The 23,870-nt window shown below is 64.0% G+C and carries 14 protein-coding genes; 13 read left to right on the top strand and 1 reads right to left on the bottom strand.

Annotated features, from left to right (window positions below):
- Nucleotides 1-41: 41 nt before the first annotated feature.
- From CR917_RS04295 to CR917_RS04240, 12 genes are all read left to right on the top strand, one after another.
- Nucleotides 42-218 carry a hypothetical protein gene (locus tag CR917_RS04295; protein ID WP_003250005.1) on the top strand — a complete coding sequence of 59 codons (177 nt, stop codon included), beginning with the start codon at nucleotides 42-44 and terminating at the stop codon, nucleotides 216-218.
- Nucleotides 202-3,156 carry a sensor histidine kinase gene (locus CR917_RS04290; RefSeq protein WP_173925036.1) on the top strand — a complete coding sequence of 985 codons (2,955 nt, stop codon included), beginning with the start codon at nucleotides 202-204 and terminating at the stop codon, nucleotides 3,154-3,156. Before CR917_RS04295 ends, CR917_RS04290 begins: the two co-directional genes overlap by 17 nt.
- A 22-nt stretch (nucleotides 3,157-3,178) precedes the next feature.
- A complete protein-coding gene (locus tag CR917_RS04285; protein ID WP_043863805.1) occupies nucleotides 3,179-4,615 on the top strand; it encodes a sigma-54 dependent transcriptional regulator in 1,437 nt (478 codons plus the stop codon).
- 697 nt (nucleotides 4,616-5,312) lie between these two features.
- The gene (locus CR917_RS04280) at nucleotides 5,313-6,698 is read left to right on the top strand and encodes a polynucleotide adenylyltransferase PcnB (protein WP_043863806.1); all 1,386 of its coding nucleotides are present in this window, start codon (nucleotides 5,313-5,315) and stop codon (nucleotides 6,696-6,698) included.
- Nucleotides 6,699-6,704: 6 nt separating this feature from the next.
- Nucleotides 6,705-7,181, top strand: a complete 477-nt coding sequence (folK, locus tag CR917_RS04275) for a 2-amino-4-hydroxy-6-hydroxymethyldihydropteridine diphosphokinase (RefSeq protein ID WP_104571929.1) — start codon at nucleotides 6,705-6,707, stop codon at nucleotides 7,179-7,181.
- Between the two features lie 250 nt (nucleotides 7,182-7,431).
- Nucleotides 7,432-8,232, top strand: a complete 801-nt coding sequence (gene panB / locus CR917_RS04270) for a 3-methyl-2-oxobutanoate hydroxymethyltransferase (RefSeq protein ID WP_043863808.1) — start codon at nucleotides 7,432-7,434, stop codon at nucleotides 8,230-8,232.
- Nucleotides 8,229-9,086, top strand: coding sequence for a pantoate--beta-alanine ligase (gene panC / locus CR917_RS04265; protein ID WP_054916534.1), 858 nt, complete (start codon nucleotides 8,229-8,231; stop codon nucleotides 9,084-9,086). Before panB ends, panC begins: the two co-directional genes overlap by 4 nt.
- Before the next feature lie 103 nt (nucleotides 9,087-9,189).
- On the top strand, nucleotides 9,190-10,854 hold the full coding sequence (pgi, locus tag CR917_RS04260; RefSeq protein ID WP_088514000.1) for a glucose-6-phosphate isomerase: 1,665 nt from the start codon (nucleotides 9,190-9,192) through the stop codon (nucleotides 10,852-10,854).
- 132 nt (nucleotides 10,855-10,986) lie between these two features.
- Nucleotides 10,987-12,921: an acetate--CoA ligase gene (gene acs, locus CR917_RS04255; RefSeq protein ID WP_104571928.1), complete on the top strand. Its 1,935-nt coding sequence runs from the start codon at nucleotides 10,987-10,989 to the stop codon at nucleotides 12,919-12,921.
- A 33-nt stretch (nucleotides 12,922-12,954) separates the two neighbouring features.
- Complete coding sequence (locus tag CR917_RS04250) at nucleotides 12,955-13,824, top strand: oxygenase MpaB family protein (RefSeq protein WP_058540550.1); 870 nt, start codon at nucleotides 12,955-12,957, stop codon at nucleotides 13,822-13,824.
- Nucleotides 13,825-13,883: 59 nt separating this feature from the next.
- Complete coding sequence (locus CR917_RS04245; protein WP_078481329.1) at nucleotides 13,884-14,900, top strand: class I SAM-dependent rRNA methyltransferase; 1,017 nt, start codon at nucleotides 13,884-13,886, stop codon at nucleotides 14,898-14,900.
- A gap of 101 nt (nucleotides 14,901-15,001) precedes the next feature.
- Complete coding sequence (locus CR917_RS04240) at nucleotides 15,002-17,938, top strand: DUF748 domain-containing protein (protein ID WP_104571927.1); 2,937 nt, start codon at nucleotides 15,002-15,004, stop codon at nucleotides 17,936-17,938.
- 137 nt (nucleotides 17,939-18,075) lie between these two features.
- On the opposite strand, the gene CR917_RS04235 is transcribed toward CR917_RS04240, so the two are convergent.
- Nucleotides 18,076-18,429 carry a BON domain-containing protein gene (locus CR917_RS04235; protein WP_043863815.1) on the bottom strand — a complete coding sequence of 118 codons (354 nt, stop codon included), beginning with the start codon at nucleotides 18,427-18,429 and terminating at the stop codon, nucleotides 18,076-18,078.
- 326 nt (nucleotides 18,430-18,755) lie between these two features.
- On the opposite strand from CR917_RS04235, the gene CR917_RS04230 reads away from it, so the two are divergent.
- Nucleotides 18,756-23,828: a hypothetical protein gene (locus tag CR917_RS04230; protein ID WP_104571926.1), complete on the top strand. Its 5,073-nt coding sequence runs from the start codon at nucleotides 18,756-18,758 to the stop codon at nucleotides 23,826-23,828.
- Nucleotides 23,829-23,870: the final 42 nt, after the last annotated feature.

Raw genomic sequence — 23,870 nt, 5'->3', positions numbered from 1 at the left:
ATAAGCCCAGGCACGCAGCGTCCACAGCCAACGAGGCCCGCATGTACATCTATCGCTTGGTCCTGCTTCTGGTAGTGGGGATCTACCTGTTCTCCCCGGCCATCATGGACTGGTGGATCGAACCCACCGGCGCCTGGTATCGCCCCTACCTGCTGTGGCTGATCCTGATCGTCGTGACCTTTATCCTGCAGAGCCAACGTGATGCCGATGAGCTTTAGCCTGACCCAGATGATCCTGATCAGCGCCGCCTACCTGCTGGTGCTGTTCGGCGTGGCCTGGATCAGCGAGCGCGGCATGATCCCGCGCTCGATCATCCGCCACCCACTGACCTACACCCTGTCGCTGGGCGTGTACGCCAGCGCATGGGCCTTCTACGGTACAGTCGGCCTGGCCTACCAGTACGGCTACGGTTTCCTGGCCTGCTACCTGGGAGTATCCGGTGCATTCCTGCTCGCCCCGGTGCTGCTCTATCCGATCCTGAAGATCACCCGCACCTACCAGCTCTCGTCGCTGGCCGACCTCATCGCGTTCCGCTTTCGCAGTACCTGGGCCGGCGCCCTCACCACGATCTTCATGCTGATCGGCGTGCTGCCGCTGCTGGCCCTGCAGATCCAGGCCGTGGCCGACTCCATCAGCATCCTCACCGGCGAGCCGGTCAAGAGTCGCGTGGCCCTGGCCTTCTGCGCCATGATCACGCTGTTCACCATCTTCTTTGGCTCACGCCATATCGCCACCCGCGAGAAACACGAGGGGCTGGTGTTCGCCATCGCCTTCGAGTCGGTGGTCAAGCTGCTGGCGTTGGGCGGCATCGGCCTGTATGCGCTGTACGGGGTGTTCGGCGGCCCGCACGAGCTGGAGGTGTGGCTGCTGCAGAACCAGACCGCCCTCGCCGCGCTGCACACACCCTTGCAGGAAGGCCCGTGGCGCACCCTGCTGCTGGTGTTCTTCGCCTCGGCCATCGTGATGCCGCACATGTACCACATGGCCTTTACCGAGAACCTCAACCCGCGCTCGCTGGTCAGCGCCAGCTGGGGCCTGCCGCTGTTCCTGCTGCTGATGAGCCTGGCGGTACCGCTTATCCTGTGGGCCGGGCTCAAGCTGGGCGCCAGCACCAGCCCGGAATACTTCACCCTGGGCCTGGGCATCGCCGCCAACAATCAGGCTCTGGCGCTACTGGCCTACATCGGCGGGCTATCTGCCGCCAGCGGACTGATCATCGTCACCACCCTGGCGCTGTCGGGCATGGCGCTGAACCACCTGGTGCTGCCGCTGTACCAGCCGCCGGCCGAAGGCAACATCTATCGCTGGCTGAAATGGACGCGCCGCGCGCTGATCGTGGCGATCATCGCCGCCGGTTTCGGCTTCTATCTGCTGCTCGGCGCCCAGCAGGACCTGGCCAACCTGGGCATCGTCGCCTTCGTTGCCACCCTGCAGTTCCTGCCCGGCGTGCTGTCGGTGCTGTACTGGCCCACCGCCAACCGGCGCGGCTTCATCGCCGGCCTGCTGGCGGGGATCCTGGTGTGGATGGTGACCATGCTGCTGCCGCTGGTGGGCAACCTGCAGGGCTTCTACATTCCGCTGCTGAACATGATCTATGTGCTCGACGACACCAGCTGGCACATGGCGGCGATCGCCTCGCTGGCGGCCAACGTGCTGCTGTTCACCCTGATCTCGCTGTTCAGCAACGCCAGCGCCGAGGAAGTCGCCGCCGCCGAGGCCTGCGCCGTGGATAACGTGCGCCGTCCGCAACGGCGCGAACTGCACGCCGCCTCGCCGCAGGAATTCGCCACCCAGCTGGCCAAGCCGCTGGGCGCCAAGGCCGCGCAGAAAGAAGTCGAGCAAGCCCTGCGCGACCTGTACCTGCCCTTCGACGAACGCCGCCCGTACGCCCTGCGACGTCTGCGCGACCGCATCGAGGCCAACCTGTCGGGCCTGATGGGCCCCAGCGTGGCACAGGACATGGTCGAGACCTTCCTGCCGTACAAGTCGGGCAGCGAGAACTACGTGACCGAAGACATCCATTTCATCGAGAGCCGCCTGGAAGACTATCACTCGCGCCTCACCGGCCTGGCCGCCGAGCTCGATGCCCTGCGCCGCTACCACCGCCAGACCCTGCAGGAGCTGCCCATGGGCGTCTGCTCGCTGGCCAAGGATCAGGAGATCCTGATGTGGAACAGGGCCATGGAAGAGCTGACCGGCATCCCCGCCAAGCGTGTGGTCGGCTCGCGCCTGACCACCATCGGCGAACCCTGGCGCGGCCTGTTGCTGGGGTTCATCAACGTGCCCGACGAGCACCTGCACAAACAGCGCCTGGGCCTGGACGGGCAGACCCGCTGGCTCAACCTGCACAAGGCGGCCATCGACGAGCCCCTGGCACCGGGCAACAGCGGCCTGGTGCTGTTGGTGGAAGACCTCACCGAAACCCAGATGCTCGAAGACAAGCTGGTGCACTCCGAGCGCCTGGCCAGCATCGGCCGCCTGGCCGCCGGGGTCGCCCACGAAATCGGCAACCCGGTCACCGGCATCGCCTGCCTGGCGCAGAACCTGCGTGAAGAGCGCGAGGACGACGGCGAGATCACCGAGCTGAGCAGCCAGATCCTGGAGCAGACCAAGCGCATCTCGCGCATCGTCCAGTCGCTGATGAGCTTCGCCCACGCCGGCAGCCACCAGCACAGTGACGAACCGGTGTGCCTGGCCGAAGTGGCGCAGGATGCCATCGGTCTGCTGGCCTTGAACCGGCGCAATTTCGAAGTACAGTTCTTCAACCTGTGCGACCCCGAGCACTGGGTCGATGGCGATCCGCAGCGCCTGGCGCAGGTACTCATCAACCTGCTGTCCAACGCCCGCGATGCATCGCCGGCCGGCACGGCGGTACGGGTCAAGAGCGAATCCAGCGAGCACACCGTCGACCTGATCGTCGAGGACGAAGGCAGCGGCATTCCGAAGAGCATCATGGACCGGCTGTTCGAACCCTTCTTCACCACCAAGGATCCGGGCGAAGGCACCGGGCTGGGGCTCGCTCTGGTCTATTCCATCGTGGAAGAGCATTATGGACAAATCACCATCGACAGCCCGGCCGATACTCAAAGCCAGCGTGGCACCCGGATCCGTGTGACCCTGCCGCGTCATGTCGTAGCGACGTCCGCTGTGAACTGAGACCGTCGAGAGAATTGAATCAATGCCGCATATTCTGATCGTCGAAGACGAAACCATCATCCGCTCGGCCTTGCGTCGCCTGCTCGAACGCAACCAGTACCAGGTCAGCGAAGCCGGCTCGGTACAGGAGGCCCAGGAACGCTTCAGCATTCCGAGCTTCGACCTGATTGTCAGCGACCTGCGCCTGCCCGGCGCACCGGGTACCGAGCTGATCAAGCTGGGCGAAGGCAAGCCGGTGCTGATCATGACCAGCTACGCCAGTCTGCGCTCGGCCGTCGACTCGATGAAGATGGGCGCAGTGGACTACATCGCCAAGCCCTTCGATCACGACGAGATGCTCCAGGCCGTCGCCCGCATCCTGCGCGACCGCCAGAACGCCCCCGCCGCCCCTGCCGAGCGCAGCAGCGCCGGCGCCAAGGCGGCCCCGGCGGACAAGCCGGGCAATGCCAATGGCGAAATCGGCATCATCGGCTCGTGCCCGCCGATGCAGGACCTGTACGGCAAGATCCGCAAGGTCGCGCCCACCGACTCCAATGTACTGATCCAGGGTGAATCGGGTACCGGCAAGGAGCTGGTGGCGCGCGCGCTGCACAACCTGTCACGTCGGGCCAAGGCGCCGATGATTTCGGTCAACTGCGCGGCGATTCCCGAAAGCCTGATCGAGTCCGAGCTGTTCGGTCACGAAAAGGGCGCGTTCACCGGCGCCAGCGCCGGCCGTGCCGGCCTGGTCGAAGCGGCCGACGGGGGCACGCTGTTTCTCGACGAGATCGGCGAACTGCCGCTCGAAGCCCAGGCCCGCCTGCTGCGCGTACTGCAGGAAGGCGAGATCCGACGGGTGGGCTCGGTGCAATCGCAAAAGGTCGATGTGCGCCTGATTGCCGCCACCCACCGCGACCTGAAGAACCTGGCCAAGGTCGGCCAGTTCCGCGAAGACCTTTACTATCGCCTGCACGTGATCGCCCTCAAGCTGCCCGCCCTGCGCGAGCGTGGCGCCGACGTCAACGAGATCGCCAATGCGTTCCTCGCCCGCCAGAGCGCACGCATCGGGCGCAACGACCTGAAGTTCGCCCATGACGCCGAACAGGCCATTCGTCATTACTCCTGGCCGGGCAACGTGCGAGAGCTGGAAAACGCCGTGGAGCGCGCGGTGATCCTGTGCGAAAGTCCGGAAATCTCTGCCGACCTGCTGGGCATCGACATCGAGCTGGCCGACCTGGAAGACGATGACGTGTTCGCCGGCCTGCCGTCTGCCGGTGGCGCCGCCAGCAACACCAGCCACGAACCGACCGAAGACCTGTCACTGGAAGACTACTTCCAGCACTTTGTACTCGAACACCAGGACCACATGACCGAGACCGAGCTGGCCCGCAAGCTCGGTGTCAGCCGCAAATGCCTGTGGGAACGTCGTCAGCGCCTGGGTATCCCGCGGCGCAAGAGCGGGGCCACCAGCGAAAGCTGAACCAGCACGCGCACCGGTGTTACCGGCAGGTAACACCAGGGCGTGTGAAAAAAATGTTACCTCACGCTGATCACGTAACAGAAACCGGGGCATACGGTAACGAATCCCCGGTTTTTTTATGCCCGCCAGACGCCCCCAAAACCGCCTAACCCCTTGTTTTACTGGGGTTTGCAAAAGTTGGCACGGCACCTGCTATATGTTCGGTACAAGAACAATAACAAGCACTGCAAAAGACAATAAAAATAAGACGAATCGGCTCACGCACAATAAGAACAAGACGGCGGAGGCGCAGCTAACTGATTCTTTTGGAGAGGAGTTGTATTTGGGGCTTGCCCCACAACCAGGCAGAGAACAACAAAAACTGCACTCAAGCAGGGCCTGAACTGGTTGGATCGCATGATCACTGCAACCTCAGCGACCAAAGCAATCCGTTTGCTCTTGACTCCCGGTTAGGGAGAACACCCACAAGCCTTGCGGTTTTGTGGGTAGGGCACTCAACAAAAACAAGAAGCCCGGCAAAAGAACAATAAGAGCATGCAACTACTTCTTGGGGAGCTTCGGCTCCCCTTGTAGTTTCCGGCTTTCAGCCCGCCCGATGCACCCGCCTACACCATCCTTCGAGTAAATGCTAGAATCCCCGCCCATCATGCGGCCATTCTTCGTTTTTGGCCGAACATTCCTTCAAACAGTGCATCCCATGCTGAAGAAGTTGTTCCAGTCATTCCGTCCTACCGTGCGTGGCCAGCACCACATTCGCACCACGCCCGAAGTGATCAATAGCGGCCAGCATTCACTGCAACGTGGCCAGTTCAGCCGCCACGCGGTGAACATCGTCGAGCGCCTGCAGAACGCAGGCTACCAGGCCTACCTGGTCGGCGGTTGCGTTCGCGATCAACTCCTGGGCATTACCCCCAAGGACTTCGACGTCGCCACCAGTGCCACCCCCGAACAGGTCCGTGCAGAGTTTCGCAACGCCCGGATCATCGGCCGGCGGTTCAAGCTGGTGCATATCCATTTCGGTCGCGAAATCATCGAAGTCGCCACCTTCCGCGCCAACCATCCCGAGGTCGAGGAAGAGAACAGCCACACCTCTTCACGCAACGAGAGCGGGCGCATCCTGCGTGACAATGTATACGGCACCCTGGAAGAAGACGCGCAGCGCCGCGACTTCACCATCAATGCCCTGTACTACGATCCGGTCAGCGAGCGCATTCTCGATTACGCCAACGGCGTGCACGATATCCGCAACCGTCTGATCCGCCTGATCGGCGACCCTGTGCAGCGCTACCAGGAAGACCCGGTACGCATGCTGCGGGCGGTGCGCTTCGCGGCCAAGCTCAACTTCGGTATCGAAAAGCACACCGTGCAGCCGATCCGCGAGCTGGCCCCGATGCTGCGCGAAATCCCTGCCGCACGCCTGTTCGAAGAAACCCTGAAGCTGTTCCTGTCCGGCTATGCGGCCGACACCTTCGAGATGCTGGTCGACCTGCAACTGTTCGACCCGCTGTTCCCGGCCAGTGCCCAGGCGCTGGAAGACCAGCCGACCTACACCCACACCCTGATCAGCCAGGCGCTGATCAACACCGACCTGCGCATCAAGCAAGGCAAGCCGGTCACCCCGGCCTTCCTGTTCGCCGCCATGCTCTGGCCGGCGCTGCCAGGGCGTGCCCTGCGCCTGCAGAGCCGCGGCATGCCGCCGATCCCGGCCCTGCAGGAAGCCGCCCACGAGCTGATCGCCGAACAGTGCCAGCGCATTGCGATCCCCAAGCGCTTCACGATGCCGATCCGCGAGATCTGGGACATGCAGGAGCGCCTGCCACGGCGCAGCGGCAAACGTGCCGACCTGCTACTGGACAACCCGCGTTTTCGCGCCGGCTACGACTTCCTGCTGCTGCGCGAGAGCGCGGGCGAGGAAACCGACGGCCTGGGCCAATGGTGGACCGACTACCAGGACTGCAACGACAGCGAGCGCCGCGACATGATCCGTGACCTGGGCAGCCGCGACGACGGCGCAGGCGCGGGCCCGCGCAAACGCAAGCGCAGCCCGAGCAAGCGCAAGCGCGCCGACGGCGCAGGCGAGTAACGCCGCATGGTGCGTGCCTACATCGGCCTGGGCAGCAACCTGGCCGACCCGCAACAGCAACTGCGCAGCGCCCTCGAGGCGCTGGGCCGGTTGCCGGGTTCGCAACTGGCCGGTGTGTCGTCGTTCTACGCCAGCGACTCGCTGTCGCCTGGCCAGCCGCGCTACACCAACGCGGTTGCGGCGCTCGATACTTCGCTGGCGCCGCTGGCGCTGCTCGATGCCCTGCAGGCCATCGAGGCCGACCAGGGCCGCGAACGCAAGGAACGCTGGGGCCCACGCACCCTGGACCTGGATATCCTGCTGTATGCCGATCAGGTGCTCGACGAGCCGCGCCTGAAGGTTCCCCACTATCACATGCACGCACGCCCGTTCGTGCTGTACCCCCTGGCAGAGCTGGTGCCCGGCGACTTCTGCCTGCCCGACCAGCGCCCCCTCGCGCGATTGCTGGCAGAATGCCCGTTCGTTGGCCTCGAGCGCCTGTAACCGGGCGCTCCCCCACGCGGTAACGCCCGTAACAGCGCCTTCGTAACAATGCGGTAACAGGGTAATTGACTTCAGTCTTCGTGCTCACGACTATAGGCGTCCCGCAGCGCCCCGGCGCCGCATAAGGCGTATATAGGCCTGGAACAGGGTTGTACTCCAAACACCACAATCGATGATGTGCTGTTCCAGTAGATGAATACACGCGTTGTACGCAGTCGTTTTTCACAGCGCCTGAACGAGGATTCCTTTCATGCCAGAAGTAACCCTGACCACCCTGCAAGGCCTCAAGGCCAAGGGCGAGAAAATAACCATGCTGACCTGCTATGACGCGACCTTTGCCAAGGTGGCGAGTCAGGCCGGCGTGGAAATATTGCTGGTGGGTGACTCCCTGGGCATGGTCCTGCAGGGCCATGACAGCACCTTGCCGGTGACCAACGCCGAAATGGCCTACCACACCGCCTGCGTCAAGCGCGGCAACCAGGGTGCGCTGATTCTGGCCGACCTGCCCTTCATGGCCTGCGCCACCACCGAGCAGGCCTTCGCCAATGCCGGCGCACTGATGCAGGCCGGCGCGCACATGGTCAAGGTCGAGGGCGCCGCCTGGCTGGCCGAGACCATTCGCCTGCTGGCCGAACGCGGCGTGCCGGTGTGTGCGCACATGGGCCTCACGCCGCAGACCGTGAACATCCTGGGCGGCTACAAGGTCCAGGGCCGCCAGGAGAACCAGGCACGGCAGATGCGCGCCGACGCCATCGCCCTGGAGCAGGCCGGCGCAGCCATGCTGCTGCTCGAATGTGTGCCCAGCGAGCTGGCGGCGGAAATCACCCAGGCCGTGACCATCCCGGTCATCGGCATCGGTGCCGGCAGCGCCACCGATGGCCAGGTACTGGTGATGCACGACATGCTCGGCCTGTCGCTCAGCGGCCGCGTGCCCAAGTTCGTGAAGAACTTCATGCTCGGCCAGCCCGACATTGCCGGTGCTTTCGGTGCCTACGTGCAAGCCGTCAAGGGCGTGACCTTCCCCGGCACCGAACATGGGTTCAGCGCATGAATACCGTCAAGACCATCCTTGAACTGCGCGCTGCGGTCGCCCGCGCACGCAGCGAGGGCAAGCGCATCGGCTTCGTGCCCACCATGGGCAACCTGCACAGCGGGCATGCCGCGCTGGTGACCAAGGCCGCGCAGCGGGCAGATTTCGTGGTGGCGAGCATCTTCGTCAACCCGCTGCAGTTCGGCGCCAACGAAGACCTCGACAAGTACCCGCGCACCCTCGCCGCCGACCAGGAAAAACTCCTGCAGGCCGGCTGCCACCTGCTGTTCACCCCCAACGTCGAAGAAATGTACCCCGACGGCATGGCGGCCCAGACCCTGGTCAGCGTGCCGCACCTGTCCGAAGGGCTGTGTGGCGCCAGCCGTCCCGGGCACTTCGAGGGTGTTGCCACGGTGGTCAGCAAGCTGTTCAACATGGTCCAGCCCGACCTGGCCGTGTTCGGCCAGAAGGACTTCCAGCAACTGGCGGTGATCCGCGCGCTGGTGCGCGACCTCAACCTGCCCATCCAGATCATCGGCGAGCCGACCGTGCGCGCCGAGGACGGCCTGGCCCTGTCGTCGCGCAACGGTTACCTGACCGACGCACAACGTGCCACTGCGCCCACGATCTACCGCACCCTGAGCCGGATCGCCCAGGCAATCGGCCAGGGCCGCCGTGACTTCGAGGTGCTGATCGCCGAAGGTCGGCAACAACTGGTGGAGGCCGGCTTCAAGCCCGACTACCTGGAAATCCGTCAGGCGCTGAACCTGCGCCCGGCAGCGGCGCACGACCGCGACCTGGTGATTCTGGTAGCAGCGGTACTGGGCGCCACGCGCCTGATCGACAACCTGCACCTGAACCTCGACGAACAGTGACAACGCACCCGGCCGGGCTGCCGGGCAATTAACCTGCCACACTGGAAACGGGCCCGTCTTTCCAGTGTCAAAGGCAGTTCACGTACCAAGGAAACCTGCAGCGATGGCGTACTACCGCACCCCCCACGATGTCACTACGCTGCCCGCCTGGCAGGCGCTCCAGCAACACCGCAGCGCCATGCAGGGCTTCAGCATGCGCGATGCGTTCAACGCCAACCCGCAGCGCTTCGAGCAGTTCAGCCTGAGCAGCTGCGGGCTGTTTCTGGACTATTCGAAAAACCTCATCGACCACCAGACCCGCGACCTGCTGGTGGGGCTGGCCAACGAAGTGGGCCTGCAGGACGCGATCAAGTCGCTGTTCGCCGGCGAAATCGTCAACGCCTCCGAAGGCCGCCCGGCACTGCATACCGCACTGCGGCGCCCGGTGGGCGACAAGCTGAGCGTCAATGGCGTGAACATCATGCCCGACGTGCACAAGGTGCTGAATCAGGTCACCGAGCTGGTGGGGCGCATCCACGACGGCCTGTGGCGCGGCTATAGCGAAAAGCCGATCACCGACGTGGTCAACATCGGCATCGGCGGCTCGTTCCTCGGCCCGGAGCTGGTCTCCGAGGCCCTGCTGCCCTACGCCCAGCGCGGCGTGCGCTGCCACTACCTGGCCAATATCGACGGCAGCGAATTCCACGAGCTGTCGGCCAAGCTGCGTGCCGAGACCACGCTGTTCATCGTGTCGTCCAAATCCTTCAATACCCTGGAAACCCTAAAGAACGCCCAGGCGGCTCGGGTCTGGTACCTGGCCCAGGGTGGTTCGGAAGCCGAGCTGTACAAGCACTTCATCGCCGTATCGAGCAACAAGGCCGCTGCGGTGGCCTTCGGTATCCGTGAAGAGAACATCTTCCCGATGTGGGACTGGGTAGGCGGACGCTATTCGCTGTGGTCGGCCATCGGCCTGCCGATCGCCCTGGCCATCGGCACCGCCAACTTCAAGGAGCTGCTGTCGGGTGCCCACACCATGGACCAGCACTTCCAGACCGCACCTTTCGAGCAGAACATGCCGGTGCTGCTGGCCTTGCTGGGCGTGTGGTATGGCAACTTCTGGGGCGCCCAGAGCCACGCGATCCTGCCGTACGACCATTACCTGCGCAACATCACCAAGCACCTGCAGCAACTGGACATGGAGTCCAACGGCAAGAGCGTGCGCCAGGACGGCACCCCGGTCGACCACGACACCGGGCCGGTGATCTGGGGCGGCGTGGGCTGCAACGGCCAGCATGCCTATCACCAGTTGCTGCACCAGGGCACCCAGCTGATCCCGGCCGACTTCATCGTGCCGGTGGTGAGCTTCAACCCGGTGGCCGACCACCACCAGTGGCTGTACGCCAACTGCCTGTCCCAGAGCCAGGCGTTGATGCTCGGCAAGACCCGCGCCGAGGCCGAGGCCGAGCTGCGCGACAAGGGCATGGCCGAAGCCGAGGTACAGCGCCTGGCGCCGCACAAGGTGATCCCGGGCAACCGTCCGAGCAACACCCTGGTGGTGGAGCGTATCAGCCCGCGGCGCCTGGGAGCGCTGGTGGCGATGTACGAGCACAAGGTGTTCGTGCAGAGCGTGGTGTGGGGCATCAATGCCTTCGACCAGTGGGGTGTGGAGCTGGGCAAGGAACTGGGCAAGGGCGTGTACCAGCGCCTGACCGGCGGTATCGAAGAGCCGGCCGAAGATGCCTCGACCCAGGGCCTGATCAACTACTTCCGCGGGCGTCACCGGGGCTAAGGGCTACACTGTCGGGATGTTGTTATCCCCATCGCGGGCCAAGCCCGCTCCCACAGGTACGATGTACACCGCGTGGGAGCGGGCTTGGTCCGCGATGGGAGCGACACCTATCCAACAGGAAAGGGCCCCCCAATGTTCGATATCAGCGACTACCCCGAAGCCGATGCCGTCAGCAAGGCGGCACAACTCTCCCAGGCCGACTACCAGCGCCTGTATCGCCAGTCCGTAGACGATCCCGACACCTTCTGGGCGGAACAAGCCAGGCGCCTGGACTGGATCAGCCCCTGGTCGGCTGTTCAGCAGAGCGATCTGCGCACGGGCCAGGCAACCTGGTTCAAGGATGCCAAGCTCAACGTCAGCTACAACTGCCTGGACCGCCACCTGGCTCAGCGCGGCGACCAGCCGGCGATCATCTGGGAAGGCGACGACCCGCAGCAGTCCACCACCCTCACCTACCGCCAGGTTCATCAGCAGGTGTGCCGCCTGGCCAACGTGCTCAAGCAGCGCGGGGTGAAAAAGGGCGACCGGGTGTGCATCTACATGCCGATGATTCCCGAAGCTGCCTTCGCCATGCTGGCCTGTACCCGCATCGGCGCGATTCACTCGGTGGTGTTCGGCGGCTTTTCCCCCGACGCCCTGCGCGACCGCATCCTCGACGCCGACTGCCGCACGGTGATTACCGCCGACGAAGGCGTGCGCGGCGCCAAGAGCATTGGCCTGAAGAACAACGTCGACAAGGCCCTGCAAAGCTGCCCGGACGTCAGCAGCGTGGTGGTGGTACGCCGCACCGGCGGCCCAGTGGACTGGAACGAAGGCCGCGACCTCTGGTACCACGAGGCAATCAGCCAGGTGGGCGACGACTGCCCGCCCGAGCCGATGGATGCGGAAGACCCGCTGTTCATCCTCTACACCTCCGGCAGCACCGGCAAGCCCAAGGGCGTACTGCACACCACCGCCGGCTACCTGCTACAGGCCGCCCTGACCTTCAAGGTGGTGTTCGACTACCGCGACGGCGAGGTGTTCTGGTGCACCGCCGATGTCGGCTGGGTAACCGGCCACAGCTACATCGTCTACGGCCCGCTCGCCAACGGCGCCACCACCCTGATGTTCGAAGGCGTGCCCAACTACCCCAATGCCTCGCGCTTCTGGCAGGTGGTCGACAAGCACCAGGTGAACATCTTCTATACCGCCCCCACCGCTCTGCGGGCACTGATGCGCGAAGGTTCGGCGCCGCTCGACGGTACCTCGCGCAAGAGCCTGCGCCTGCTGGGCAGCGTGGGCGAGCCGATCAACCCGGAAGCCTGGGAATGGTACTTCGAGAAGGTCGGTGAGAAGCGCTGCCCGATCGTCGACACCTGGTGGCAGACCGAGACCGGCGGCATCATGCTCAGCCCGCTGGTCAGCGCCCGCCACATCAAGCCCGGTTGTGCCACCCGTCCGCTGTTCGGCGTGCAGCCGGTGCTGCTGGACGACAAGGGCGCGCTGATCGAGGGCACCGGCAGCGGGCTGCTGGCGATCAAGGCCAGTTGGCCGGGGCAGATCCGCAGCGTATACGGCGATCATCAGCGCATGATCGACACCTACTTCAAACCCCTGCCAGGCTATTACTTCACCGGCGACGGCGCGCGCCGCGATGCCGATGGCGACCTGTGGATAACCGGGCGCATCGACGACGTGATCAACGTGTCCGGGCACCGTATCGGCACTGCCGAGGTGGAAAGTGCCCTGGTGCTGCACGACAGCATCGCCGAAGCCGCCGTGGTCGGGTACCCTCACGACCTGAAGGGCCAGGGCATCTATGCCTTCGTCACGCCCATGAACGGCGTGACCCCGGACGACCACCTCAAGCAGGCACTGCTGGCGCTGGTCAGCAAGGAGATCGGCAGCTTTGCCAAACCCGAGCTGATCCAGTGGGCGCCAGCACTGCCCAAGACCCGCTCGGGCAAGATCATGCGCCGCATCCTGCGCAAGATCGCCTGCAACGAGCTGGACAACCTGGGCGACACCTCGACCCTGGCCGACCCGAGCGTGGTCCAAGGCCTGATCGACAAACGCCTGAACCAATGAGCGGCACCGCGGCGACGGTGCCTCAAGGTACCCATGGAAGCGCTACGCCGCCGTATCGAAACACAGTTGCTGAGCCTCACGGGCCTGGCCCTGGGCCAACTCGACCTCGAACAGCCCAAGGGCGACCCCGGGCTGTTCGGTCCGCGCAGCATCAGCTGGCAGGTGCACGGGGATTTCCCCAGCATGCTCATCGGCGGTATCAGCGCCTTGCTGCTGCAGGTGCTGCACCCGCTGGCCCTGGCCGGGGTGTGGGACCATTCCAGCTTTCGCCAGGACATCATCGGCCGCCTGCGCCGCACCAGCCAGTTCATCTCCGGCACCACCTTCGGCTCCACCCGCGACGCCGAATGGCTGATCGACAAGGTACGCACCATTCACCTGCAGGTGGTGGGGACCGCGGCCGATGGCCGCCCGTATGCCGCCAGTGACCCGGACCTGCTGACCTGGGTGCACGTGGCCGAAGTCAGCAGCTTCATGGCCGCGCACCTGCGCTACCGCAACCCGCACCTCTCGCTGGCCGACCAGGACGCCTACTACGCCGAGATCGCCCTGGTGGCCGAACGCCTGGGGGCTCGCAACGTGCCGCGTTCGCGCCAGGCGGTGGCGCACTACCTGCAAGCCATGCGCCCGCAACTGGTATGCGACGAGCGCAGCCGCGAAGTGGTGCGTGTGTTGCTGGAGGCCCCGGCGCCGAGCCGCCTGGCCAAACCGGTGGCCAACCTGATGATGCAGGCGGGGATCAACCTGCTGCCCGATTGGGCCGGCGAACTGCTCGAGCGCACGCCGCACCCGCTCAAGCGGCGGCTGGTAGGCCTGGGCATCGACAGCACGGCGCCGGTGCTGCGCTGGGCCATGCGCGACAGTTCGCTGCACCGGGCCAGGCGGCGAGTGGGCTGCGCCTGAACAGGTGCAAGGCACCCGCCTGCTGTTAAACTGCACGCCCGCAAACCAAGGCTACGTGCATGTCCTCCTTGAATCAGGCGCTGCGCGCCGCCCTCGACGCCCGCCAGCAGCTTCTAAGTGAGCTGCACTCCCAGGGCACCGACTGTTACCGGCTGTTCCACGGCAGCCAGGAAGGCGCGGGCGGACTGACCGTCGACCGCTATGGCCCGCAGTTGCTGGTACAGAGCTTTCACCACACCCTCGAGCGTGATGCCCTGCTGGACCTGCATGGGCACATCGAGCGCGAACTGGGCCTGCCACTGCTGCTGGTGTACAACGACCGCTCCCAGGGCAACAGCCGCATCGACCGGCGCGACCCGGTCTACCAGCCCAGCGAGGCCGCGCTGGCCGACCTGGTCGGTCACGAGTGGGGCCTGAACTACCGCGTGCGCGGTCGCCATGCCGGCCAGGACCCGCTGTTGTTTCTGGACCTGCGCAATGCCCGTGGCTGGGTCAAGCAACACAGTGCCGGCAAACGCGTGCTCAACCTGTTCGCCTATACCTGCGGGGTAGGCCTGAGCGCTGCCGCCGGAGGTGCCAGCGCGGTGTGCAATCTGGATTTCGCCGAAGGCAACCTGGCCGTTGGCCGCGAGAACGGCGCACTCAACCCGCAACTGGCGCCCATGGAGTTCATCCAGTCCGACTACTTTCCGGCCATTCGCCAGCTGGCAGGCCTGCCGGTCAGCCAGCGTCGCGGGCACAAGCTGCCGGCCTACCCGCGCCTGGAGCCGCGCGAGTTCGACCTGGTACTGCTCGACCCGCCTGCCTGGGCCAAGAGCGCGTTCGGCACCGTCGACCTGCTGCGTGATTACCAGAGCCTGCTCAAGCCCGCCCTGCTGAGCACGGCCGAAGGCGGCGTGCTGATCTGCTGCAACAACCTGGCCAAGGTCGGCCTCGACGACTGGCGCGAGCAGGTGCTGCGTTGCGCACAGAAGATCGGCCGCCCGGTGCGGGAATGGCAGGTGCTCAAGCCGGCAGACGACTTCCCGTCACTGGACGGACAGCCGCCGCTGAAGTGCTTGATCCTGCAGCTGTAAGTGGAAAAAACCGCAGGTAGTCCGGTATTTCGGACTACCTTCGGAACCGAATTAACGTGCCATACTCCAAGCACTCCCGCTCTAGACAGACGACGCCGCACATGCCCAAAGGATTGAAACGCGCCCTCGGCGCCTTGTTGGCCGGCCTGGCCCTGTACAGCCTCCTCGGTTTCCTGATCCTGCCTGGCGTAGCCTTGCGCATCGCCAATCAGCAGTTGGCCAGTTACGCCACCGTGCCGGCGCACATCCAGCGTATCGAGCTCAATCCGTTCAGCCTCGAGCTGACGCTATGGGGCTTGCAGATCGGCGAGACCGGCAAGGAGCAGGTCGGCTTCGAACGCCTCTACGCCAACCTGCAGCTCGACAGCCTGTGGTCCGGTGCCCTGCACCTGGCAGCCGTCGAGCTGGACAAGCCGCGCACCGAGCTGCTGTTCGCCAAGGACGGCAGCCTGAACCTGACCCAGCTGTTCAAGCTGCCGCCCAGCGAGCCCAAGCCCGAGACGCCGGCAAGCGAACCGTTCCCGCTGCGCATCGGCAGCATCAAGCTGAGCGAGGGCTACCTGCACTTCCAGGACCTGCGCCCGAGCGAGCCGATCGAGTTCCTCTACGACTCGATGAACCTGGAGCTGAAGAACCTCAGCACCCTGCCCGACGACAATGCCGACATGACCCTGGTGGCCGCCGGGCCAGAGGGCGGGCGCATCGACTGGGCCGGCACCATCAGCCTGGTACCGATCGCCTCCGAAGGCACCCTCAAGGTCACCGACGGCAAGATGAAGGTGTGGTGGCCGTACGTGCGCGACGCCCTGCCGCTGGTGCTGGAAGACGGCGTGCTCAACCTGGACACCCATTACAAGCTCAACCTGTCGAAGGAAACCGAGCTGCTGCTGGACAACGCCTCGCTCAGCATCGCCCCCTTCGCGATCAAGGCCCCGGACGGTCGCCCGTTGGCCCGCCTGGCCCGACTGGACGTGAGTGAAACCACGGTCGACCTGGCCAAACAGCTGGTCACGGTCGGCAAGATCCGCAGTGAAAAGCTGGAAACCTGGGCTGCCCTGGAAGCCGACGGCCAGCTCGACTGGCAAAAACTCTTCGCCAGCCAGCCTGCCAAGGCCACCCCCAAGGAAAAGGCCGAACCGGCCACTGCCGGGCCCACGCCGCAGGAAGCCAGCGCCAAGGCCGCGCCCGGCAAGCCGTGGCAGGTGCTGCTGCGCGACGTGCAACTGCGCAACTACCAGGTTCATCTGGCCGATCGCTCGCAGAAAGAAGCGGTGGCGCTGGATGTCGGCCCGCTCAACCTCGACCTGCAGAACTTCGACAGCCTCAACAAGAGCCCCTTCACCCTCAAGCTCGACAGCGGCGTCGGCCGCCAGGGCAAGCTGCAGGCATCGGGTGAGGTCAACCTGGCACCGGTCAGCGCCCGGCTCAAGGTCAGCACACAGGACATCGACCTGCGGGTAGCCCAGGCCTACATCAGCCCGTTCATTCGCCTGGAGCTGCGCAGCGGCATGCTCGGCAGCGACCTGAACGTGGACCTGAAGAACACCGCCCCGCTGGCGTTCAGCGTCACCGGCAAGGCGCAGGTCAATCAGTTGCATACCCTGGACACCATCAAGGGCCGTGACTTCGTCAAATGGCAGCAACTGAACGTGGACGGCCTGGACTATCGCCACGGCGATGCGCTGAGCATTGCCAAGGTGACCCTGCAGCAGCCCTATGCCCGCTTCATGATCAACGAAGACCGCACCACCAGCGTGGATGACCTGCTGATTCCGCAGCCGGCCAACGGCGCCGCCAAGCCCCAGGGCAAGCGCACGGCCAGCAATGAAAAGCCCCTGGGTATCCGTATCGGTGGCATCGACATCAACGATGGCTCGGCCAACTTCGCCGACTTCAGCCTGACGCCCAACTTCGCCACCGCCATCCAGCAGCTGAACGGCCAGATCGGCACCATCGACAACCGCCAGCCACACCCGGCCAAGGTCGATATCAAGGGCAAGGTGGACCGTTATGCGCCCGTCACCATCAAGGGCGCGCTCAACCCGTTCGACCCGATGGCCAGCCTGGACATCGCCACCAGCTTCAAGCGTGTCGAGCTGACGACCCTGACGCCGTACTCGGGCAAGTTCGCCGGCTACCGGATTCGCAAGGGCCGCCTGAACCTGGACCTGCACTACCTGATCACCAAGGGCCAGCTCAAGGCCGAGAACAAGGTGGTGGTCGAGCAGTTGCAACTGGGTGAGAAGGTCGACAGCCCCGACGCCGTCAACCTGCCGATTCGCCTGGCGATCGCGCTGCTCAAGGACACCGAGGGCAAGATCTCCATCGAGTTGCCGGTGTCGGGCGACCTCAACAACCCGCAGTTCAGCGTAATGCCGATCGTGTGGCAGACCCTGCGCAACCTGGTGCTGCGCGCCGCCCAGGCGCCGTTCAAGTTCATCGGCGGGCTGGTCAGTGGTGGCGGTTCCGAAGACCTGGGCACCGTGTCCTTCGCCCCCGGCTCAAGCGAGCTGAGCAGCGATGCCCAGGGCTCGCTGGACAAGCTGGCGGCAGCACTCAAGGAACGCCCTGCCCTGCGCCTGGAAATCGAAGGCACCAGCGCCCAGAGCAGCGACGGGCCACTGATTGCCGCACAGCGTCTGGATCGTGAGTACCAGAGCACCTACTACAAGATCCTTCAGCGTCGCGGCGACAAGGTGCCGGCACAGGCCTCGCAACTGCAGGTGCCCGATGGCGACAAGCCGGCCATGCTCGAGGGCATCTACCGTACCCGTCTCAAGCAGCAGCCACCGGCCGAGTGGGAGCAGCTGGACCGTGCACAGCGTACTGCCAAGCTGCAGGAAGCGGTGATCAAGTCGTGGGCCGAGAGCACCGTGCTGCTGCGTCAGCTCGGTCAGGCACGCGCCAGCAGCATCAAGGACTACCTGGTCGACAAGGGTCAGTTGCAAGACGACCGGGTGTACTTCATCGACGCCACGCTGGGCCAGGCCGAAGCGGATGGCCGGGTGATCTCGCCCCTGCACCTGGACGCCGAGTAGGGCTGGCGGGGAGCACTGACGCCAGGCCAGTGTTCCAGCGCACAAAGAAAAGCCCCGGCTGACTGCGCCGGGGCTTTAGAGTTGGCCACCTCCGTGTGGCCTTTCGCATGAACCGTCAGGATCAGCGAGCGAAACGCTTACTCAGCTTTCAGGCCATCAGCCGAAACGGCTTTCACGCCCTTGATTTTCTTGGCGATGTTCACCGCAGTGGTTTTCTGCGCTTCGGTGATCGCGGTGGTCGAGGACAGGGAAACCACACCTTTGTTGGTTTCGACCTTGATGTCGGTACCCGGGATGCCTTTCTCGGTGACCAGGTCGGCTTTGACCTTGGTGGTGATCCAGGTATCGGAAGTTTCTTCTTTGGCCTTGGTCATTTCACCAGCAGCCAGCATCATCGGTGCTTGCGATGCAGGTTGGGCTGCAAAGGCGGCGTTAGCCATGGTCAGGGTCAGCGCGGTGGCAGTAGCAGCAGCAATAGCGAACTTCTTCATACGAGACACTCCTGTTTTTCGAAAGGTCTGCGCCGTCATTCCTGGCAGCAGGTAACAGGGATAGTGCAGAAGCTGTGCCAACCCGAATAAAAAATAAAACCTTTAAAAATCAACAGCTTAAAAATCACCAAAAAATAGCCCATCGTGCACATTGCATGCTTTGCGATGGATGCGCGTGCAAGTTGCATGTTCACAAAATACCGCCGCACCCATGCCCGGGAATCCAACGGGCGTTGCAATATGTACCACTGCCTGCAACAGGGCACCCTCTAACGTGGCAGGCGTCGTGAGCCGGATGAACCGGGTCCCCCGCTGCAGGAAACGCCATGATCGTGATGCCCTACTTTGAGCCCGGCACCTTGCGCGCAGGCTTCATCACCGCGCTGGAGACCGCACAGCGCGACCTGAGCCTGAGCATCATCGAAGCGCGGTGGCTGCGTCGCCTGGCCGATCAAACGACCCTGCCGGCGAGCATGCGGGTGGAGGTGACAGGCAACCTGCAACCACTGTCTGCCAATTGCCTGGTCATTCATCAGCGAGACCCACTGCTTGAGGCGACCTACCTGTACAGCCCATTGCATGGCGTACAGGGCTTCAACACGCTGCAACAACTTGAAAGTGCCCTGCAGGCCCAGCTGACTCACCTGGGCGTGCCGAGCGAACCGCTGCAGTTCGTGAACCTGAGCGATGCCGTGTTCACCCGGTGGTCACACCACCTGATGCAACAGCAAATCGATCTGCTGCGGGGGCAATCCGGCGGGCTGGCCAAACTGCCCACCCTGACCGGTGTTCTCGACAGTTGCTTGAGCACAGCCTTCTCGACGCTGCTGGAGGGCGTCGACGACATCGCGCAACAACGGGTCCAGGTCATTGCCAGTAACGCCAGCGTGGTGCGCACGCAGGCCCTGGCCGATGTTGCACTGGACGCGTTCAGCGGCCAGCCGCTGGGCATCGACCTGAAGCGCCGTTTCGTACGCGATGGCACCGCAACGCACGACACGCCCGACCCGCTCGCCTGCGAGCAGGCCCTTGCCAGCACTGCCAAGGCCGTTCCGGGGGCCTTTGCACAGGCCCTGCGAAGCTATTGGAGCAGTGTCGACAACGACGTGGGCAGCGATAACCGCGAAGCCCTGGCACTTGGCCTTGCCGACAACTACTGTCGTACGCTGTTGCGAGCGGCCAATGAACAACGCATCGACACCCCTCAGCTGCAATGGCTGCGTGAAGCGCTGATCCCCGACCTGGGCGCCTTGCGGGTGTGTAGCCTGGCGTTGGTGCCAGCGGCTCAGGACATGGGTAGGACGGTGCTGCTGGCCGACAGCCTGGCCCTGCAGCAACCGACCGATACCAGCAAGGGGGTGTTCCTGTTCAGCACACGGACCGGGTTCCAACACTTCGCCGATCAGGCCGCCCTTGAACGGCATTGCCAGGCCCTGCTCACACAACCTGCTTGCCCCGCCTCGATCAGCCGCGATGACTGGGAGCAGTTGCAAGCCAGCGCGACACCTGTGGTCAGGCTGGTCGAGGTCGGCCAACCGATGTTCCTCGCACTTGCTGATGCGCTGATCGCACTGGTCAACCGGCGTCTTGCCCACGCACTACGCTTCCCCGGTGCCCAGAGCAGCACGGCCATGGCCGGGGTCGAAGATGCACTGGACATGCGCGCACTGGTGGACAGGCGCCTGACCCACCTGGGGGTCAACGGTCGATGGCTGCCCGATGCACAGCCAGCAGTCGCCATGAGGCTGCCCGTGCCACCCAGCCAGAGCGTTACGCTGGTAGAGCGCCTCACCCGTGCCAGGGCACTGCATCAGCTGTTTCAATCCCTGGCCACCGCCCAGCCGAAGGTGCAGTCCTGTGTTCTGGACATGCTTGCCCCCAGCCTCGACGCCATCAGCGACGGCCAGTTGCACCCCTTGGACATCCAGCTCAAATGGGCAGAAAAGACTGGCACGGTGGTCGACAGGTTTCTCGAACAGCTGGGCGAAACAGGCAACCAGCACGCGCCGCAGGATCAGGATCAGGTGCAGGTGCAGGACCGGCAAGGCTTGCCACTGTCGTGGCCGTCGGCACCCGTGATCCGGCAACAGATCGACACCCTTAAAGCGGGCTTTGCCTCGACCTACCTTGAACAACTCGAGGCGTTCGACACGGGTCGGTTGCGCCTGAAGGACAGTGTGGTGTCCCCGCTCACGAGCATGCGCAGCTTGTACGAAGCGCTGCTGCGCATCGAACTGGAGCAAGCCCGCGAGAACGGCGTGATCGATGGCGCGCTGCTCGACCTGCTGCAGCAAGCATTGGACCGGCCGGGGCACAGTACCATTCGCCTGCACAGCCTGAGCTTGTCGGTACCCGGCAAGGCCGGGCTGCTGCCACTGGCCGATGCATTCGTGCTGCAGCGGGCAACGGCCGACAATGACAGCCTGTTGCTCTGGTCACCGCTGGAGCCACTGAGTCAATTCAGCAGCGAAGCAGCCTTGCGCTCGGAAATGACCGGCGCATTCGACGACCCGGAGAAGCTTCATCAGTGGCTGAGCCTGGTGAACGCCGAAGACCTGCGCAACTGGCACACCCTGGCGCAGCTTCCAGGTGCCAGTCAGCCCAGCGTACGCCTCATCGAACAAAGCGAGCTGTTCGCGTTTGTTGAACACAGTGCGGCACGCTTTCGTGCTGCAACCCGGCGTTACTACCTGGGTTATGCCCTGCGCAGCAGGCTCGGCACATCATTGCTGCAACGCTTCATCGATAACCAGGCCGCCAGGCACCCGTTCGAAGGGGCCTTGCAGCGGGTACGCGACAGCCTCGAGGGTCAGTATTTGCGCACCCTTCTACCGGCATGGCTATGCAACGCGACACCGCAGCAAATGAAAAACTACGCGCAACTGGTGCAGGCCTGCGCCCGTGTCAGCAACCCCAAGTTCAACTACCTGTTCTCGATCCCAACGCTCAACGACTTCGCCAATCAGCAGCTCAAGGCAGGGCTCGCCCAGGATTACCCGAGCGCACCGGACGATCCCGACCTGATTACCGTCACCTTCACGCACTTCACCCCCAACCTGGTAATGCCCGGCCAGACGCCCTCGCCGATTTCCTCGGACCTGGCCACCACCACCAAGACACTGAGCGAGTATGCCCTGACCCACAGCCGGTTGACCGGCACAGCGACAAGCATGAAGGTCAGCGTCACGCGACCAGGCATGGCACCTGAAGCGCTGGAAGCAGCCACAATCCGCAACATGATCGACCGCCTCGACGTGGCCAGTGCATACCGTGCCCTGCTCGAGAAGAAGTTCACCCCGCAGGATCCCGACTACCTCGAACGCCGTCATCGCTACACGCTGGTAGCCACCGCCTACCTGATGGAAGAGGGGTATCAGCATTTTCTGGACAACAAACTATCGGCCAAGGCGCTTTACTACTTTTCCCATGTGCTGGCCAAGCCGGATGCCCTCGCCCGCGACCTGGTCGAGGGCAGGAAGATCACCCTGTGCCAGTTGCAGCTACGAGCCGAGCAAGGGTTCGCCCCCGATACCGTGAGGGGCATGTATGTGATCGGACCGCAGGGCGAACAGGACGGGCCCCTGGTGTTGTACTGCGCCTACCGGCCACACAAGATGTTGCTCGAATTCAAGGACCAGGGCGCACTGCGCAGTGCCATCCTCTCGGACCCAGAGCTGCAACGAGATATTCTGAACCGGCTTCCCGACACGGTGCAGTCGCGATACGACCACAACGGCTTTCTTCACCCCCATCTGTTCTGGTCCTCATCGGACCTGTTCGATTTCTCGCCCACCCCCGGTGCGGTTCAACTGGTGCGCAGCGAGATCGAAGGCAATGCCCTTGACTACCTGTTCACCGAGAACGTGGCATTCCTGCGGGCACTGACCAAGGCACGCACGGTAACTACCGCCGAGGAATACTGGAATGTGCTGCGCTATGTAATGGGCCTTGCCATCGAGCAGAGTTCGTTTTTCCTGCCTGGAAAGCTGGCAGCCATGCTCAGCTCGCTACAGAGTGTCCAGTGGTTGCAGGCATCCGGTAACGCCGCTTTGCAGCACAACTGGGGCGAATCGCTTGCGGAGTTCGTCACCGCCCTGAGTGGCCTGGTCATGATGCGGCCAGGTGGCTCGAGCGTGAGCAGGAAGACACCTAACGAGCCTTCACCCGTCACGCCTGCACTGGAACTGGACCCTGCCTGGAACGAGGTACTGCTCAACCCCCTGGTACCCAACCGGCTGAGTGACCTGCAGGCGCAGAACGTGCAACTCAAGGACATGGTCCGCAACACCACCCTGGGGCTTTATTTCGCCCCGGGTACCGAGCGTTTCTATTGCGTGATCGCGGGCCACGTCTATGAAGTGGCCAAGCCAGCACAGCAGTGGCAGATCATCAAGCAGGGCCGACTCGGGCCCACGCTGCAAAGAACGGGAAATCAGTGGCAGGTTGATCTGCAGGAAGGCTTGCGCGGCGGCGGCGCGGCCTACAGCAGTTTCGAAACGGCCCTGGCCGACGAAGACATATCCCTGCGCTACACCACGCTGGCTTCGGGAATGAAGAACATTGCCGCGCTCCAGCCGACCAAGTACCAGATGCTACTGCGTGCCCATGCCTTGAGCCGCCACTATCTGGACACCTGCCTGAAGAACCTCAACCTGTCTTCGCCCCAGGCGCCCCTGCCGCCCGAGACACTGAGCATCTTGCAAAACGTGTTCGACCACCCTCCCTCCGACCAGACAGTACGCCTGCTGCGTGACTATACCCAGCGGATACTGGACGAGCTGTTGTCGGCCTCGATGGACACGGTCACCTCCAAACGCCTCGTGGTGGGCATGAACATGCCCGATCAGCGCGATACCTACGGTTTCACCTACCACAACGACCCCGGCAAGCGGATCTTTCTCACCGAGCGCGTGTTCACCCTGCCATGGGACGTTTCGATTTACGCAACGCCACCGGCCATCGAGCTGCTCGCCCACCAGCAAGCAACGACGCTGATACACGAGCTGTCACACCAGGTACTTCGAACCGTGGATATCGCCTACGTGGAAGCCGCGGCCCCCTTCCCGGACCAGATCAGCCAGCACACGCGGGGCGGGCGTATCGCCTATCAGACGATCCTTGGCTACAAACAGAACGGGCTGTCGATCAACACCCCCGCCCAGGCGCTGTTCAGAACCTTCGACACCTCGAGCCAGACCTGGAGAGATATCAGGAAAAAGGATGGACGAGCCCTGCCCGCGATCTTTCGGCTAAGCAAGACAAACACCCTGGCAGCTGCACGCACTGCGTTCTACAGCGATCCGCAGGTACGCACCGACCTGATCCTGGCCAACGCCGACTCGCTGAGCCTGATCATCACCAACCTGGGGCGCAGGCGCTTTGCCGGCGCTGCCGGCTGAAAGCAAAAAAAATGCCCCGTATCCTGCGATACGGGGCATTGG

The organism is Pseudomonas sp. BRM28, assembly GCF_002939405.1.
GTDB lineage: Bacteria > Pseudomonadota > Gammaproteobacteria > Pseudomonadales > Pseudomonadaceae > Aquipseudomonas > Aquipseudomonas palmensis.
The sequence above is the reverse complement of the archived record's forward strand: the minus strand, read 5'-3'. Positions and strand labels throughout refer to the sequence as shown.